This window comes from Limnothrix sp. FACHB-881 (assembly GCF_014698135.1).
Taxonomy (GTDB): Bacteria; Cyanobacteriota; Cyanobacteriia; order CACIAM-69d; family CACIAM-69d; genus CACIAM-69d.
This window is the reverse complement of sequence record NZ_JACJSN010000002.1, coordinates 185,066-201,392: the sequence shown is the minus strand read 5'-3', so window position 1 is coordinate 201,392 and position 16,327 is coordinate 185,066. Positions and strand designations below refer to the sequence as shown.

Genomic DNA, 16,327 nt, shown 5'->3' with positions numbered 1-16,327 from the left:
TGCTTTCCGTAAGTCATTACTATGTCAAATTCGGGATATTAATCAATTGCTGATCAGGGTTAGGTTGTGGTGAAATCCTAATCTCTGATTTAAAAAATGCCAATTTGTCTATGTAAAAAATGATGCTTTTGATTGCGTCCCATTGGTTCTACTCACGGGAATCGGATCGGTTATAAAGGATCTGTAATCAGGACTAAGATGGGTTAATTAGGCTCTTAAAGTCATTAAACCTAGAACGAAATTAATGCCTTTAAGAGAATTCTTGACCGTAAAAACGGGGTCGCCTTGTATTTGTTAATTGAGTTGAGATCTTGTTTGTGTTGAGCATGATCCGACTGAGATGTCAGCGTGGGGTTTATTGATTCGAGTATTGATTTTTAAGGGGAAAACAAGAACGCGGTCATGGTTGATGCGACTGGTGGAGTTGGATTGCTTGCCGTTTTTGATTAGTCAGGAGTGTGAGGCCTGTGGTGGATGGAGATCGATCGAGCCGATATCGATCGCGCTGGTGGTCAGTTCTGGGATGTTTGGCCACAGTCATGGGTTGGGGATGGGTTGAATCATCGGTTTTGGCACAACCATCGGTGAAGTTACCGTCGGTGACTGGAGCGGCCCGTTGGCAACCCGCACCGCCACCGATCGATCAAATGCTGAAAGCACCGGCCACGCCGATCGTGATGGTTTCCCCTAACCGGCGCTACACGATCGAGCTGTTACCGGTGGGGATGGCGGCCCTTGTTGATCTGGCTGCCCCGGCTTTACCCTTGGCCGGTTTGCGCATTAATCCCCAAACGAACGGCCCCTCGCTGGGGACTTACTATCGCGGCATAACAATTACTGAGCTAAGTACAAGACAACGACAGGCGGTATCCTTACCGGCTAACAGTCGCCTCAGTAATCTGCGCTGGTCACGGGACGGCCGATCGCTGGCCCTAACTCAAACAACCGATCGCGGACTGGAATTGTGGGTCATTGATTTGGAAACGGCTAGCCCCCGAATGTTGACGGGGCCAATTTTGAATGGGGCTTATGGGCCGCCCTGCGATTGGTTGCCGGGGACAGAGGGCTTGGTTTGTAAGGTCATTCCCACCGATCGGGGTGCGCCTCCACCCATGCCCGTGCCGCCCGAGGGGCCGATCATTGAGGATCATGACGGACAACGATCGCCCAATCGCACCTACACCAATCTGCTCAACAGCCCCCACGATGAGGCCCTCCTGAGGCATTACCTAAGCGCCACGATCGAGCAGATTGATCTACAGGGTCGTCGCTCATTACTGCTCCCCCCGGATTTGTACGACCACGTTACACCCTCGCCCAACGGTCAACATCTGCTGGTCGAAACGGTGGAAACGCCTTTTTCCTATAAGGTACCGATTGATCGTTTTCCCCGTCGCATTGCCTTGCATCACCTCAATCAAGGGCGAAACCAAGGGCAATCTCAGATCTTGACCCGCTTGCCCTTGGCGGATAACTTACCGCTCGGTTTTGATGCTGTGCGACCGGGTAAACGGTTATTTGGGTGGCGAACCGATCGCCCCGCCACGCTCTATTGGGTTGAAGCCCTGGACGGGGGCAATCCAGGACAGGCCGCAACCGATCGGGATGCTCTCTACGTCCAGGAAGCCACTGCCTTGGATCAGCCACCTCAGCGGCTTTGGCAATCCTCATTTCGGTTTCGCTATGCCTGGTGGGGCAATGGCAACCTGGCCCTGATTGAGGAATTTTGGTTCGATGAACGGCGGGTGCGGTTGTGGCAAGTGGCTCCCGATCGCCCCGGCGCGGCCCCCGTGCTGCGGGGCGATCGCAACTATCAGGATCGATACCGTGACCCCGGCGACCCCTTGATGGCTCAAGGGCCCTATGGTCTTGAGGTGTTGCGGTTGGCGACCGATCAACAATCCCTTTACCTCGTGGGTCAAGGGGCCTCGCCTCAGGGCATCCATCCGTTTTTAGACCGCTGGAACTTGGTAACCAATCAAACGGAGCGGCTGTGGCAGGCCACTGATCCTTACTATGAATACCCGATCGACCTGATCAGTCAGGGTCAACTGCTTACCCAACGGCAATCCCAGCGCGAGGCTCCCAATTACTTTGTGCGGAACTTAGCCAGTTCCGAAAGCCCAGCCCAGCCCTTGACCCAATTTGCCGATCCCATCCCCGCCTTGACTGACATTCAGCAAGAGATTGTCTACTACCAGCGGGCTGATGGTGTTCCCCTCTCCGCCACGCTCTATCTGCCTCCCGGTTACGAACGCGATCGGGATGGGCCCTTGCCCATGGTGTTTTGGGTTTATCCCGAAGAATATGCCGATCGCAACACCGCCGGGCAGGTCACCACCTCCGCCAACTTCTTTAGTCGCCCTGAAGCCGATTCACCCCTGTTTCTGTTGGCCTTGGGCTATGGGGTATTGCTCGATCCTAGCCTCCCGATCGTGGGTGAAAACGGCGCGGAACCCAATGACACCTACATTGAGCAACTGATCGCGGGAGCCGAAGCGGCGGTGAACTATGTGGTCGATCGCGGCATTGCCGACCCCAAGCGATTGTTAGTGGGGGGCCATTCCTACGGAGCCTTCACCGTGGCTAACCTGCTGGCTCATACCAATCTCTTCAGGGCCGGGATTGCCCGTAGCGGAGCCTATAACCGTACCCTCACCCCCTTTGGGTTTCAGGGCGAACAACGCACCTACTGGCAAGCCCAAGAAACCTACACCCGTCTGTCTCCCTTCACCTTTGCCGATCGCATTAATGAACCCCTGCTCCTGATTCATGGTCAGCGGGATTCTAATCCTGGTACTTATCCCATTCAAAGTGAACGGATGTATGATGCCATGCGCGGATTAGGGGGAACAGCGCGGCTGGTGCTGCTGCCCTACGAAGACCACGCCTACGAGTCCCAGGAAGCGATCGGTCATGTGTTGTGGGAGATGGCCCGTTGGTGTGATTTGTATATTGGCACTTCCACAGTGCAGCGGTTGCGGATGGATTTTCAGCAGGCCCATGCCCATCCCTAGAGCTGTGAGTTCGTCCCGACTGGGCTGGGCAATCCTGACTCGGCAGTTCTGAATCCCTCTCAACCAGCTAGCTGACCCCCAAGGCTAGAGCACTTGATGGGTGTAGGCATGTTGCTTCACGTTGTCTTCGGGGCGCACCATGCTGTTGGCGTTCAGAACACGCTTGCGATCGACCGAGTGATTCAAATCCGTGCGCCGTTGCCCGATCGGGATGTGTTGTTGGGCGCTGGGTCGGCTGCGGTAGGTGCGAGCCGCCGCGATCGCCCGTGGTTCAAAATCAGCACACCAATGGGATTCGGGCGGGAACCCTTCCGGCAACTGTCCCGCCGCACTGGCAGCCAAAGCCGCTTCAATCGGCAGGGCGATCGCCCACTGATAAGAGGTGGGAATACCTTGCAAAATCGTTTCTAGGGCTGCTGAAGGAATCGGCTCAATGAGGCTGACTGACTGCAACTCGCCCTCTTCTTTGAGAAAGCAAGTGGCCAAGCCCAAAACCAAATAATCTTGATTGCTTAAGTCGGTGACGTGGGAGGGAAGGCTCATAGAGCAATCAATCAACTTCATGAGTTTTGGTCAGTAACCCAGCTTAAGGCCACGATCATCGCGATCGAATCGGTCTTGCATTGCCTCAACTCGTTCTCTCATCAACATTTCAGCCCCTAGATTACCCGCGCATTCGGCCTCTTGGCTTTGGATTTACTTTGGATTTGCACTAAATTCGCACTGGATTTGCTGCGAACCAGTCAGCGTGACATCGTTCTAGGCGATCGATTCGATTTGCCAGCACAAGACCGTCCCAGGCGATCGCCCCGAATCCAAACCTTCATCGGCATGATGCAGATTTTGCAATTTATGATTTTGCAACTTATACAGAGGCAAGCAACAGAGGCAAACATTACCCAATGACTTCTACACTCTAAATCAGCCCAAAGTTAGACTTCATCAGTCACTGAGCGACTTTTTTCCTCAGACTTCCTTGGGGTCATGTTAAGTTATTTGCCAACCGGCGGGCCGCATTCTCTCCTCCTGCACCGACGGGCCAGCAACGAGGAAAAGCTGTGAGTCAATCAGATTCGGGATTTACAGATTTACCACCAGCCCCTAGCCAGGGTGGTGAGGGATCGACAGCGACTCCGGCTGATCCATTGCCAACGCTGCCGCCAACGGTTGCCACACCACAACGGGCAGCCTTTCCTTGGCCTTGGTGGTTGCGTTTGCCCTCCCGATCGACCCGCCACCCCTCCGATGGCCGTCCCCGCTCCTTTGGTAAATATTGGGGAATCCTGATTGGGATCAGTTTTTTAGGTGGTAGCACTGCCCTTGGCTGGGCCGGCTGGCGTTCCGTCAAAGCCTTTGAAGATACTCTGCCTTCTGCCCAAGATGTCTTCACGTTTTCCCGAGATGGCACGGTCACGATCATTGCTGCCGATGGCACGATTTTGCAGCAACAGGGGCCCGCAACCCGGGAAAAAACGCCCCTGAAGCGAATTCCCAAAAAGCTGCTCCAGGCGTTTATGGCCGCTGAAGATCGGCGGTTTTATGAGCATGACGGGGTTGATGCGATCGGGATTTTGCGCGCTTCCTGGACCAACCTGCTCGCGGGAGAGGTGGTGGAAGGTGGCAGCACCATCACCCAACAGCTAGCACGGATTGTTTTCCTGAACCAAGAGCGCAGCGCCACCCGCAAACTGCGGGAAGCGCTGTTGGCGGCCAAAATGGAGCGATCGCTCACCAAAGACCAAATCGCCGAAAGCTACCTGAATTTGGTCTATCTCGGCTCCGGAGCCTATGGGGTTTCCGATGCGGCTTGGGTTTACTTTGGCAAAAGCCTCGATCGCCTCACCCTGGCGGAAATGGCAACCCTGGCTTGTTTGGCTCCCGCCCCGAGCTATTTTTCGCCCCTGGTTAACCCGGAAATTACCAAAGAGCGCCGGAACATTGTGCTCGATCGAATGGTGGTGGCCGGCTTCCTGAGCGCGGCTGAAGCGGACGCAGCTCAAAGCGAGCCAATTACCCTCAACCAAAAAATTCCGCGCCGCCTGATCGTCACGGCCCCGCACTTCACGTCCTATATCCTGCAAGAGCTGCCCAAACACCTGCCTTCGGAAGTGATTGAGCGCGGCGGTCTGACCGTTGAAACCACCCTCCGCCCCGACTGGCAAACAGTCGCTACCCGCGCGGTGCAGGAGGCTGTCCAAAAACGCGGTCGATATCAACGATTTTCCCAAGGGGCTTTGGTGGCGATCGACCCGCGCACCGGGGAAATTCGAGCCATGGTGGGCAGCGGAGACACCAATTTCACCGCCAGCCAATTCAACCGCGTCACCCAAGCCAAACGGCAGCCCGGCTCCACCTTCAAAACCTTCGTCTACAGTGCCGCCATTCAAGCGGGGATGTCTCCCTATGCGGGTTATGCGGACGAACCCTATCGCATTGGGGGATACGAACCCAAAAACTTTAGCGGTAAGTTCTCCGGTTGGCAGTCGGCCACTGCGGCCTTGACCAAATCCGTGAACATCATCGCCCTGAAGGTGATGCTGGATGTGGGGCGGGAAAACGTGATTGACCTGGCCCGCAAGATGGGCATTCAGTCAGAGTTAAAGCCCACCTACTCCCTGGCCCTAGGGGCTTCGGAGGTGAATTTGCTGGAACTGACGGCGGCCTATGGCACATTGGCCGCTAAGGGTAAACATTTCCCCACCTACGGCATTCGGCGGATTCGCGATCGCCGAGGTCAGGTGATCTATGAAAACAAAACGACCCCCGTCGTAGCCTTGAACACCAACGATGCGGCGATCATCAACTGGATGTTGCAGCAGGTGGTGAATGACGGAACTGGGGCCCCCGCAGCCCTGGAAGGTCGCCCGGTGGCGGGTAAAACCGGCACGTCGGACAAGGCGCGGGATCTTTGGTTCATCGGCTTCATTCCGCAATTGGTGACCGGTGTTTGGTTGGGAAATGACAATAACCAACCCACCTATGGAGCCAGTGCGGCGGCGGCCGCCACTTGGAACGACTTCATGAAAGAGGCCGTGAAGGGGTTCAAGGTGGAAATCTTTGACAAGCTGCCGAACCTGTCTGGCCGTCGCTTCCGACCCAAGAAACGGGCCGATCGGGGTTCTCGAGAAGGCCAAGCCGCTTCCGAGGACGATCTGAAGCGTCGTCAACGGGAGGATCGCGAAGAGAATCCCCGGAACGGCAGTTCATCGGAGCGTTCCCCGCAACCCCGGAGCGGTGAATCGCGATCGGGTCGTGGCGAAGAGAGCCGTGGTGAAGGTGAGCGCCGTTCCCCGCGTTCTAGTGCCCCAAGTCCAGCGACGGCCCCAGCCCGCTCCAGAACTTCGGAACCGGCGGCCCCAGTTCGTTCAGCACCCGTTGCCCCACCGCCGCCGCCGGTTGCACCCCCACCCCCGGCTGCACCGCCTCCGCCCCCGGTTGCACCCCCACCACCCGTCGCACCCCCCACCACCAGCGACGGCGGTGGTAGCCCTTAGAGTATTGTTGTGTTTGGATAGTGGTTTGTAACTTTTTGTAATCCTTATGGACACCGCCCTGTTGTTTAGCCATTCCTTGCCGACGTTGTTTGGCTCGTTGGTGACCTCCCAGTTGCTGGCACTGCCCGGCGTGAGCCAGGGTTTTCCTTGGGCGTTTGTGGCGGTCTATGTTGTGGGGTTCATCGCGGCGGTGTCGATCGGGTCGATCGCCTGGTACAACTCCAAGCGTCCGGCGGGCTGGGAAGGCAGAGACCGGCCCGACTTTGTGCCCGACCTGAAACCAACGGACAAGGAAGAGACCACCAATTCACAAGATTCGTCTACGGCTGAGTAATCTTCCCGATCGGGGCGGGCCACTGCTGCGTGGCTGTGCGGATCCGCCCCTGGGGGCCTAGCTAGGCTGTTGCTGAGCTGGGAGCCGGGAATCAGCGGTGTCTTGTCTGTTCTCTAAAAATTCTGTCAGGAATTCTTGTTTCGCAGAATTTTGTATTGCGCAGAATTTGGTTTCGAGACGCATTTTTGATGCATTGAGATGCACTTTTAAAGCAGTTTGATATGGAATCTTCAACGGCAAGCCCGACTTCAACGATCGGCGCAACCATTTGGTTAACGGGGTTGAGTGGCGCGGGCAAAACCACGATCGGGCAGGCCGTGGCCGAGGCCCTCAAAGCCCGGGGGCAGCGCGTGGAAATTCTGGATGGCGACCTGGTGCGGCAACACCTGAGCAAGGGCCTGGGATTCAGCAAAGAAGACCGCGATGAAAATATCCGGCGGATTGGCTTCGTGGCTCATCTGCTGACTCGGAATGGGGTGTTTGTGGTCGCTTCCGCCATCTCGCCCTATCGCGCCATTCGCCAAGAGGTGCGATCGATGATTGGGCAGTTTGTGGAAGTTTATGTCAATGCCCCCCTGGCGGTTTGCGAATCGCGGGACGTGAAGGGCCTCTATGCCAAGGCGCGGGCGGGCTTGATTCGAGGCTTCACGGGCATTGATGATCCCTACGAAGCGCCGGAGCAACCGGAGGTGGAATGCCGCACCGATCGGGATTCCCTAGAGAACTGCACGGCACAGGTGTTGGCCGCGCTCGATCGTTTGGGTTATTTACCCAGCCAAGATTAAGCCAGCCAAGATTAAGCCAGCCAGAATTAGGCGCGATACATTACCCCTTCCGAAACCAGCACCGAGCTGCCCCCCACTCGCACCTCGGTGATCTTCCCTTGGGCGATTCGTACCGTCACAGTTAATTCGCTGGGCCGCTGAATCGCCGCCCCCTGGGCAATGGCCCAAGACGGTTCGCCGTCGGGAAACGATCGCCCCTGAACCAAATAGCCCCCCAAGGCCGCTGCCGCCGAGCCGGTGGCAGGATCCTCCGCAATGCCCAAGGCCGGAGCAAACATCCGTACCGTCAGGGGGCGATCGCCCGTTAACCCCGTCACCAAATACAACTGGGGCGCTGCCGTGGATCCAAAGGTCTCTTCCCAGGGGCCGATCTGCAAGCGGGCCCGGTTCAGGGCCGCCAAGTCGCGCAGGGGAATCACCGTGAAGGGCAAGCCACAGGAAGCCGTGGCCGGTTCCCAGCCCGGCACGGCTAAATCCGCCACCGTTAGCCCGATCGCCCGAGCCATGGCCGCGCGATCGCCCTGCCAGGGTTCCACCACCGGCAACTGAGCCACGGTTAACTCACTGGCGATCGGTTGTCCCGCCCGCGATCGCACGGTCACCGGCACGGGCCCCACCCCTTCCTCAAAAATCAAATGAGTGTCATCACCCGTGAGGCTAATTTCGCCAATTTTGGCCAAAACATAGCCTGTGCCCACCGTGGGGTGGCCAGCAAAGGGAATTTCGCCCCCCGGCGTAAAAATGCGCAGCCGTCGAGTCCCCTGTGGGGTTTCCGGCGGCAAAACAAACACCGTTTCCGACAGGTTCAGCTCTCGGGCGATCGCCTGCATTCGTTCCTCGCTCAGGCCGCTGGCCTGCGGGAACACCGCCAGGGGATTGCCCCCAAAGGCTTGGGTTGTAAATACATCGGCCGTGTAAAAGCGATCGCCGATCGGGGAAAGGGTCAAGGTCAAAGTCTCCAGCTTGCCAACACCACCGCCTGAGCCGGTGGAAATTATTGATTTGAAATTAACCGTTTGCAATTAACCGTTTGCAATCAAACTTCTGTGATTATGTGATTATTGGTGATTAACCGTCTGCAATCATCCGTTTATTAGTCCGATCGAACTAAAACGTTGCCGCGTGATTTTGCAGCGCCATTGTGCCCAATCAACCCATTGAGCCTACGATCCCTGACTGTCCAAATTGCCCGATCGCTAGTCAAGAGCAATGTTGGCCAGAATACCTAGGCTCGATCGCCCTGTCCGTTAGGCTGCTGGGATGTGATGGTTTTGATGGAGTTTGCTTGGCCCATGACTGCCGCATCGCCCACCCCTTCCTTGCCCGATCGACTGCGGGAACTGGCCCGCCTCTTTCTTACCTTGGGTGTGACCGGGTTTGGCGGCCCCCAAGCCCACATGGCGTTGATGAATGAAGCCGTGGTGGTGCAGCGGGGTTGGCTAACGGCGGAAGAATTCACCGAAGGCATTGCCGTTTGCGAAATGTTGCCCGGCCCCGCCTCCACCCAACTCGGCATCTACATCGGCTATTGCCGTGCCGGTTGGCTCGGGGCCCTGTTGGCAGGCCTCTGCTTCATTGCCCCCGCTTGGGTGATGGTGGTGGCCTTTGCTTGGGCTTACTTTCGCTATGGGGCATTACCGGCCGTTTCCGCCCTGTTTTTGGGCATTTCCCCGGCCGTGATGGCCATTGTCTTGACCTTTTGTTGGAAATTGGGGCGCAAGGTTTTGCTGGGCGGCGATCGCCCTTGGATCCGCTGGGCGATCGCCCTGGGCACTTTTGGGCTGCTGCGGTTCAGCACTGGGGGAATCTTGTGGGCCTTTGTCTTGGCGGGACTAGCCGGGTTGGTGTTGTTTGGGCCGCGCCGCTCCGCCTTAGGGGCGATCGGCCCTTGGGGCATTTTGCTGCCCACCTTTGTTGCCGCCTTGCCGCCGGAATCCCTGACCGTTGCCAGCTTTTGGGGTTGGGAACGCATCCACACCTACGGCCCCGAACTGATCAGCACGTTCTTGCGGGCAGGAACCCTGGTCTTTGGTGGTGGGCTAACGATCGTGCCCTTGCTGGAATTGGAAGTGGTGCAGCGGTTGGGCTGGCTGACCCGTCCCGAGTTCTTGCACGGCGTGGCGATCGGGCAGGTCACCCCCGGCCCCGTCCTGCTCACCGTTGCCTTTGTGGGCTACAAAGTGGCCGGTGTTCTCGGGGCCCTCGCCGCCACCGTCGCGGTTTTTCTGCCTTCCTTTGGCTTTGTGGGGTTGGCCGCGCCCCTGTTGCGGCGATCGCGCCATAATCCTTGGGTACGCGCCTTCTTGCAAGGGATCACACCCGCCGTGCTCGGGGCCATTTTGGCGGTTACTCTGCCTTTGGTGCAGGCCGCTCTCCAAATCGATCGGGGGGTGGCTTGGCTGTCGGCGGTCACCGGGGCAATCTTGATTTTGGGAATGGTGGGCCTGTTGCGGTGGCGGTTGGCGGCTTGGCAGGTCTTGGCCTGCGGGGCAATTGCAGGGGTGTTGTTGGGATTGGTTCCCGGCGCGATCAGCTAAGTCTGCCCCTTGATCCAGGCCCAAGAAACCTGAACGCCAGGCCGAAGACAGCGTATCCTGAGAGCCGATCCCTGCTGCTGCGACCTTTAGGCTCTTGTTCTATGAACCCGCGCTACTCGCTGATTGTGCCCATTTTCAACGAAGAGGAAACGATCGCAGAGTTATATCGGCGCGTGGTGGCCGTGGGTGAGCAATTGGATGGGCCCTTTGAGCTGGTGTTAATTAATGACGGCAGCCGCGATCGATCCCTGGCCATGATCCGCGAGCTGCAAGCCCAAGATTCTCGAGTTTGCTATCTCTCCTTAGCCCGCAATTTTGGTCACCAAATCGCTGTCACGGCCGGCTTGAACTTCTGCCGAGGCCAAGTGGTGGTGATTCTGGATGCGGACTTGCAAGACCCGCCAGAACTGATTTTTGAAATGCTCGAACAATGGCGATCGGGCTATCAAGTGGTCTATGCCCAGCGGGTTTCCCGCCAGAAAGAAACCTGGTTCAAACGGTTCACCGCCTATGGGTTCTATCGCTTGCTCAAGCAACTGGCGGATATTGAAATTCCCACCGATACGGGGGATTTTTGCCTGCTCGATCGCGCCGTGGTGGACTTGCTCAACACCATGCCCGAACGCAATCGCTATATCCGCGGCCTGCGATCGTGGGTGGGCTTTCGACAAACCGCCGTGCAGTTTCACCGCGATCCACGCTTTGCCGGAGAAGTGAAATATACCTTCCGCAAATCGGCGCGGCTGGCGATCGATGGGTTAGTGTCCTTCTCCAAAGCGCCCCTGCGGCTGTCGGTTTACCTGGGGTTGCTTTCCGCTGCGATCGCCCTGGTCATGGCCGCCATGGTTTTCTACTGGCGCATTTCCCAACCCCAATCCCCCGTCACAGGCTTTGCCGCGATCGCGATCGCCATCTTCTTCCTCGGAGCCGTCCAGCTCGTCAGCATTGGCATTTTGGGGGAATATGTGGGGCGAATTTATGAAGAAGTCAAAGGCCGCCCTCTCTATACCCTGTCAGAAGTCATCGGGTTCGATCGCCCCGCAAAATCCAGCTAAATCCCAGTTCAATCAACCCTAGGAACCGCACCACCGCCCGATCGCCTTGATGACTCAGCTTTTTTCATCAGAGGGCACTTTTACTTTTAAAAATCATCCTTTTCAAGATTATCAATTTCAAAGTTATCAATCAGCACACATTTCCCAAGATAATTCTCAGATACTCTCTAGCGGTTCGACAGGGTAAACACCGTGAAACCTCGCTACTCGATTGTGATTCCAATTTTTAATGAAGCAGCAACAATCTTGGAATTATGGCAACAACTCCGCGCCACCCTTGATCAACTAGCAGATCCCGCTGAAATTATCTTTGTAGATGACGGTAGTGTTGATCACTCTGCCAAAATTGTGCAGGATTTGATCGATCGTGATTCTGAAGTTCGCCTCTTGCAGCTCTCTCGCAACTTTGGTCATCAATGCGCCCTTGCTGCTGGCATTGATCACGCCCAAGGGGATGCGGTGATTTTGATGGATGGTGATTTACAAGATTCGCCCAGCGCCATTTTATCCTTCGTGGAACAGTGGCAAGCGGGCTATGATGTGGTTTATGCCATCCGTCGTAAACGCAAAGAATTCATCCTTAAACGCCTTGCCTTTCGATTGTTTTATCGTCTCTTAAATTATCTGTCTGGGTTAACCTTGCCCCTTGATGCTGGAATTTTCTCGCTCATGGATCGCAAAGTGGCGGCGGCTCTGCGATCCATGCCCGAGCGTAATCGCTACCTCAGCGGTTTGCGGGCCTATGCTGGGTTTCGGCAAACGGGAGTGGTGGTGGAACGGGGGCCCCGCTTCAGTGGCGAACCCCGGGTTACTATCAGCAAATTGTTTAAATTGGCCTTTGATGGCATCTTTTCATTTTCCGTCATTCCCTTACGAATTACGGTTTATGTGGGTCTGCTTTGTGCGCTGATTGCCTTTGCCTTGGGGCTGATCGGTCTCTATTTCAAATTTGTTTTGGGCCATAGCTTTCTGGATTGGGCCTATGGTTTGACCACAACCTTTTTCATGGGGGGAATCCAATTGGTTTTCCTGGGGATCCTAGGAGAATATATTGGTCGAATCTATGACGAAGTAAAACAGCGGCCCTATTACTTAGTCAGTAATCGGCTGGGATTTCGAGATTCAGCTTAATTTCCCCAATTCACTTCCCCAGAACCTGCGATGAATCGTGGCTAGGAATCATGGCTAGGAATTGGTCATCAATCAATTCTTAGGTCTCCCACCAATCATGATTTGCCGGTTGCATCTAGGTGCTATTGCGCGATCGAGGGAGAACTAGATTTCGTAGTGCCATGTTCGATCGGGGCACAACACAATTCGATGGAGCGATCGGGTGACTAATCCTTGGCGCTCTAACTGCCCAAAGGCGCGGGTGATGGTGACTCGGGTGGCTCCCAGGAGATCGGCAAAATCCTGATGGGTCAGCCGCAAGTCAATCTCGCGACCATTTTGGGTGTTGCGGCCGAAATGTTGCCCCAGCCAGTCCAACAATTTCAGAAGCATCATTTCAACGCGCCGATAGCTGCGGATGGCTAGCAGTTCCTCGGTGCGTTGGCTGCGGCGTAACAGGTCTGAAGGGTTGGGGGCCCATTGACCGATCGGCACAGACCGCACCTTCACATCCGTCAGACACTCGGCGTGGTGGTGAGCCACGTTGGAGAGGGGCGCGCCCACCCAGTCGCCGGGCCCCCACAGCCCCAAAGTGACCAAGGATTCGTCATCTAACCAAGCCAAGGTGCGCACCACGCCGGATTCGATTTGCCACAGGCGATCAGGCGCGAGGGGCAAGGGCGATCGCCGCAAAAACAGGCGGGTTCCTTTGGACAGAAGAGGATGATGGAGGGAAGCAACAGCGGTCATGGCTAATCTGACGGCTTAATAAGCCGGTTTTCCGATCGACTAACCGTAGTTTAGCCGATTGGGGCCGAATAGCCATCAATGGTCATCAACCAATGGCCATCAACTGTTGATTAGCCCTGTTGGCCGGTTGCGATCAAACGCCTCGCTACACTGGAAACAGTCACCGCCCGATCGCTGGGGGACTCTCCCATGACCCTTGCCACAACGCCACCACCTGCCACCATTACAGATCCGCCGCTGGATCAATGGTTGCCCGCCACCTGGGACGAATTCCTTGCGATCGCCCATGACCCCGCCGCCCCACCCGATCGCCGCAGCTACTATTACAACGGCCGGATGCGCTTTGAGATGACCCCTTTAGGCCATGACCATGCTCGCCAAAACACCAGCCCGCTGTGGGTGGCTGGTCTCTATGCCACCTTTCGCAATCTGCGGTTGGTCAGCTATCTCAACGTGAGTCTGCGCAAGACAGGCGTTCAAGAGTCTCAGCCGGATCTATCCCTGTATGTGGGCGACCGCCCCGAGTGGCCACCCAAGGGCAACGAGCCGATCGACCTTGATCGGTTCGGGCCGCCGGACTTGGTGGTGGAAGTGGGAGCCAGCAGCTTTAACGACGATCTTGGCCCCAAGCGCTTGCTCTACGAACAATTGGGCGTGCGGGAATATTGGGTGATCAACGCCAATGAGCGACAGGTGATCGCTTTCGCGATCGCCGATCGGGGCAGCCGGGCGATCGAGGAATCCCAGGTGTTGCCGGGGCTGTCGATGGCGATCGTCGCGGAGGCCTTGGAGCGCACCGATCGCAACGATGACGCAGATACAATCCGCTGGCTAATGGAACAATTCCAGGCAAGATAATTGGTGAAGGCTCTCCCTTGACCGTAATCAACCACATGCGCTTAAGCCTTATGGGTTTTTCCATAAGGCAATTTTTTACTGTTTTTGCAGGATAAAGGCTCTTAAGGGACAATACTCAAAGCTCGATCTTACTCGAAAAACAAGAAATTTTTCTCTGAAGCACCTCAAGAGGGCAGAGACTTGAACCTCAAGACATCAGAGATCAAGATGATTTGGGCACAAAGGGAAAGGCATTCCTCTTGACATCGGCTAGACAAACTGTCGATAATGGGAACGTCCTGCAAAAGTCGCTCCAGTGTCAATGGATTTTCCCAGAGAAGGTTCTGAGGGAGAGTCAGGATTTCCCAGACTAGTTCCAACTGAAGAAGACGTGAAACAAGCTCTTCAAAACTTGCCTGATACCCTTTTGGATGCTATCAATTACGTCCCCCCTGAGAGTAGACAGGATGGGCTGTTGATCAAAGACCTGCAAGACAGCCTTGGGATCAATAACTCCACTGCGTCCGTTTACTTGCTGCAGCTAGTAGAACCTGAAAGGAAGCGAGTGAAGTTTCCGCTCATTCGCCGAGTCCAACGTCAAGGTGACTATGGAGCTTATCGGTACTACCTTATGCCCTATGTGACTGAGGCAATGATTGCTCAGGCGATTAGAGATAGGACTGCTGTGCCAGAAGTAGACCAGTCCATCCCAGATATTGTCTATGCTGTGCAGCGCTTAGTTCTGGAGGTACGAGACTTAAAGATTAGAGATCAAAAAAAGTCTGAGGAAATTGCTCAACTCCTTCAGCAAGTTGAGAAATTGCAGACTGATCTCTCCAAGACAAATCAGAAGGCCGACGAGCAGAAGCGGCAAATGGACGCTTTACAGAAAAAAGTGAGTTCCGGAGGAAATCTAAGGGAGATGATTGATAAAACCCTATCTTGATCGCACTCGATAAAGGTTTACAGAGAGAGACCGAGCACCTTGCAGTTGACGCTTGGCTCGGTCTTCGCGGAAGTATTGCGGAATTGGTACACGCACTGGACTGCCATCCAGTATCCATTAAGGACTTGTGGGTTCAAATCCCACTACTTCCTAAACAGTGACTGAGCCTTTAGAAGAGTAGGAAACTTCTATGCCACAGCTAAACAATGGTAATGGATATTCTGCCGAATGGCTATGTATCCGCTCTCTGTGCAAGATAATTCGGAAGTGGTTCACGTCCGTACTTGCTAGGCATGGTGTACGCGGCCGTGGCTATGGGATCTGTAGCAATGCCATATCCCGTGGCTTGCAGGGTGCTTCCGTTAAGACCTTGCGAAAGTTAAAGGGACTTGATCAAAATGCAAATGTTCGCGATCATGCGTCTTTTGCTGAACTCGTAGCATGGACTTTGGCTGAAATTCTCGGCGGTGTGCGCATTCTGAAGCAAAATAGTCACGGTAATGCTCAATGTGCTGCTGTCTGCTATGACACCGCCAAGCATGTTGCACAAATGGCTGACGCACTTTTGGGGAATTCCACATCGGAAGCCCCGTAGAGCCACACACTCAGTTTCTTCTTGAGTTGTTTTCTTGTTCTGGGTCTCTGTCGAATCAAGAGAGACCCAGCTCTTATTCTTGGCAGAATTACCGCCACTCAAGATTTTGTCTTTTCCCAAGCCCCCTCAGCACCACCATCCGCCTCGCTAGACTGGAACCAAACCGCCCGATCGCTGGGGAATTCGCCATGACCCTCGCCGCCACAAGCCCGCCTACCGTCCTTGCCGATCCGCCGTTAGACCAGTGGTTGCCCGCCACCTGGGATGAATTCCTCGCAATTGCCAATGACCCCACCGCCCCACCCGATCGCCGCAGCTACTATTACAACGGCCGGATGCGCTTTGAGATGACTCCTTTAGGCCATGACCACGCTCGCCAAAACCTGCCGCCCACCGACATTGTGGCGTTCTATGCCCTGGTGCGGCAGATGCGAGTGGTGCGCTACTTGAACGTGAGCTTGCGAAAAACCGGCGCTCAAGAATGCCAGCCCGATTTATCGGTTTATGTGGGCGATCGCCCTGAGTGGCCACCCAAAGGCAACGAGCCGATCGACCTTGATCGCTTTGGGCCGCCGGACTTGGTGGTGGAAGTGGGAGCCAGTAGCTTCAACGACGATCTCGGCCCCAAGCGCTTGCTCTACGAACAATTGGGCGTGCGGGAATATTGGGTGATCAACGCCAATGAGCGACAGGTGATCGCTTTCGCGATCGCCGATCGGGGCAGTCGGGCGATCGAGGAATCCCAGGTGTTGCCGGGGCTGTCGATGGCGATCGTCGCGGAGGCCTTGGAACGAACCGATCGCAACGATGACGCAGACACCATCCGCTGGCTCATGGAACAATTCCAAGCGATCAATTCCTAGGATT

14 protein-coding genes and 1 pseudogene are annotated in these 16,327 nt (G+C 55.7%); 12 read left to right on the top strand and 3 right to left on the bottom strand.

Annotation, left to right across the window (positions count from 1 at the left end):
* The first annotated feature begins 467 nt into the window (after window positions 1-467).
* Window positions 468-3,017: a prolyl oligopeptidase family serine peptidase gene (locus H6G52_RS18980; protein ID WP_370567661.1), complete on the top strand. Its 2,550-nt coding sequence runs from the start codon at window positions 468-470 to the stop codon at window positions 3,015-3,017.
* Between the two features lie 84 nt (window positions 3,018-3,101).
* Here H6G52_RS18980 and H6G52_RS03315 read toward each other — a convergent pair whose 3' ends face one another.
* Entirely contained in the window at window positions 3,102-3,560 is a 459-nt protein-coding gene (locus tag H6G52_RS03315) for a hypothetical protein (protein ID WP_199291368.1), read from the bottom strand.
* A gap of 515 nt (window positions 3,561-4,075) precedes the next feature.
* Between H6G52_RS03315 and H6G52_RS03310 the strand changes: the two genes are divergently transcribed.
* The 3 genes from H6G52_RS03310 to cysC all read left to right on the top strand — a co-directional run bounded on the left by H6G52_RS03310 (window position 4,076) and on the right by cysC (window position 7,630).
* A complete protein-coding gene (locus H6G52_RS03310) occupies window positions 4,076-6,511 on the top strand; it encodes a transglycosylase domain-containing protein (RefSeq protein ID WP_190526420.1) in 2,436 nt (811 codons plus the stop codon).
* A 46-nt stretch (window positions 6,512-6,557) separates the two neighbouring features.
* Entirely contained in the window at window positions 6,558-6,845 is a 288-nt protein-coding gene (psb35, locus tag H6G52_RS03305; RefSeq protein WP_242026161.1) for a photosystem II assembly protein Psb35, read from the top strand.
* 221 nt (window positions 6,846-7,066) lie between these two features.
* A complete protein-coding gene (gene cysC / locus H6G52_RS03300) occupies window positions 7,067-7,630 on the top strand; it encodes an adenylyl-sulfate kinase (RefSeq protein ID WP_190526418.1) in 564 nt (187 codons plus the stop codon).
* A gap of 26 nt (window positions 7,631-7,656) precedes the next feature.
* On the opposite strand, the gene H6G52_RS03295 is transcribed toward cysC, so the two are convergent.
* Window positions 7,657-8,577 (bottom strand): PhzF family phenazine biosynthesis protein, encoded by a 921-nt coding sequence (locus tag H6G52_RS03295; RefSeq protein ID WP_242026160.1) that lies wholly within the window; start codon window positions 8,575-8,577, stop codon window positions 7,657-7,659.
* Between the two features lie 345 nt (window positions 8,578-8,922).
* Here H6G52_RS03295 and chrA point away from each other — a divergent pair, with 345 nt between their 5' ends.
* From chrA to H6G52_RS03280, 3 genes are all read left to right on the top strand, one after another.
* On the top strand, window positions 8,923-10,167 hold the full coding sequence (gene chrA, locus H6G52_RS03290; protein WP_190526416.1) for a chromate efflux transporter: 1,245 nt from the start codon (window positions 8,923-8,925) through the stop codon (window positions 10,165-10,167).
* A gap of 101 nt (window positions 10,168-10,268) precedes the next feature.
* Window positions 10,269-11,222, top strand: a complete 954-nt coding sequence (locus H6G52_RS03285) for a glycosyltransferase family 2 protein (RefSeq protein ID WP_099533889.1) — start codon at window positions 10,269-10,271, stop codon at window positions 11,220-11,222.
* A gap of 192 nt (window positions 11,223-11,414) precedes the next feature.
* Window positions 11,415-12,353: a glycosyltransferase family 2 protein gene (locus tag H6G52_RS03280; protein WP_099533887.1), complete on the top strand. Its 939-nt coding sequence runs from the start codon at window positions 11,415-11,417 to the stop codon at window positions 12,351-12,353.
* Between the two features lie 144 nt (window positions 12,354-12,497).
* On the opposite strand, the gene H6G52_RS03275 is transcribed toward H6G52_RS03280, so the two are convergent.
* The gene (locus tag H6G52_RS03275) at window positions 12,498-13,082 is read right to left on the bottom strand and encodes a Crp/Fnr family transcriptional regulator (protein WP_099533885.1); all 585 of its coding nucleotides are present in this window, start codon (window positions 13,080-13,082) and stop codon (window positions 12,498-12,500) included.
* Between the two features lie 189 nt (window positions 13,083-13,271).
* On the opposite strand from H6G52_RS03275, the gene H6G52_RS03270 reads away from it, so the two are divergent.
* The 5 genes and pseudogenes from H6G52_RS03270 (at window position 13,272) to H6G52_RS03250 (ending at window position 16,323) form a co-directional block, all read left to right on the top strand.
* Entirely contained in the window at window positions 13,272-13,940 is a 669-nt protein-coding gene (locus H6G52_RS03270; protein ID WP_190526414.1) for a Uma2 family endonuclease, read from the top strand.
* Between the two features lie 301 nt (window positions 13,941-14,241).
* On the top strand, window positions 14,242-14,865 hold the full coding sequence (locus tag H6G52_RS03265) for a hypothetical protein (protein WP_190526412.1): 624 nt from the start codon (window positions 14,242-14,244) through the stop codon (window positions 14,863-14,865).
* A gap of 68 nt (window positions 14,866-14,933) precedes the next feature.
* Window positions 14,934-15,017, top strand: a pseudogene (locus H6G52_RS03260).
* A 38-nt stretch (window positions 15,018-15,055) separates the two neighbouring features.
* Window positions 15,056-15,460: a hypothetical protein gene (locus H6G52_RS03255; RefSeq protein ID WP_190526410.1), complete on the top strand. Its 405-nt coding sequence runs from the start codon at window positions 15,056-15,058 to the stop codon at window positions 15,458-15,460.
* A gap of 188 nt (window positions 15,461-15,648) precedes the next feature.
* On the top strand, window positions 15,649-16,323 hold the full coding sequence (locus H6G52_RS03250) for a Uma2 family endonuclease (protein WP_190526407.1): 675 nt from the start codon (window positions 15,649-15,651) through the stop codon (window positions 16,321-16,323).
* Window positions 16,324-16,327: the final 4 nt, after the last annotated feature.

What these genes read in the sequence shown, in the direction of transcription:
- H6G52_RS03315 (WP_199291368.1), bottom strand. Translation starts at nt 3,560, where the DNA reads ATGAGCCTTCCCTCCCACGTCACCGACTTAAGCAATCAAGATTATTTG.
- psb35 (WP_242026161.1), top strand. Translation starts at nt 6,558, where the DNA reads ATGGACACCGCCCTGTTGTTTAGCCATTCCTTGCCGACGTTGTTTGGC.
- cysC (WP_190526418.1), top strand. Translation starts at nt 7,067, where the DNA reads ATGGAATCTTCAACGGCAAGCCCGACTTCAACGATCGGCGCAACCATT.
- chrA (WP_190526416.1), top strand. Translation starts at nt 8,923, where the DNA reads ATGACTGCCGCATCGCCCACCCCTTCCTTGCCCGATCGACTGCGGGAA.
- H6G52_RS03285 (WP_099533889.1), top strand. Translation starts at nt 10,269, where the DNA reads ATGAACCCGCGCTACTCGCTGATTGTGCCCATTTTCAACGAAGAGGAA.
- H6G52_RS03275 (WP_099533885.1), bottom strand. Translation starts at nt 13,082, where the DNA reads ATGACCGCTGTTGCTTCCCTCCATCATCCTCTTCTGTCCAAAGGAACC.
- H6G52_RS03270 (WP_190526414.1), top strand. Translation starts at nt 13,272, where the DNA reads ATGACCCTTGCCACAACGCCACCACCTGCCACCATTACAGATCCGCCG.
- H6G52_RS03265 (WP_190526412.1), top strand. Translation starts at nt 14,242, where the DNA reads ATGGATTTTCCCAGAGAAGGTTCTGAGGGAGAGTCAGGATTTCCCAGA.
- H6G52_RS03255 (WP_190526410.1), top strand. Translation starts at nt 15,056, where the DNA reads ATGCCACAGCTAAACAATGGTAATGGATATTCTGCCGAATGGCTATGT.
- H6G52_RS03250 (WP_190526407.1), top strand. Translation starts at nt 15,649, where the DNA reads ATGACCCTCGCCGCCACAAGCCCGCCTACCGTCCTTGCCGATCCGCCG.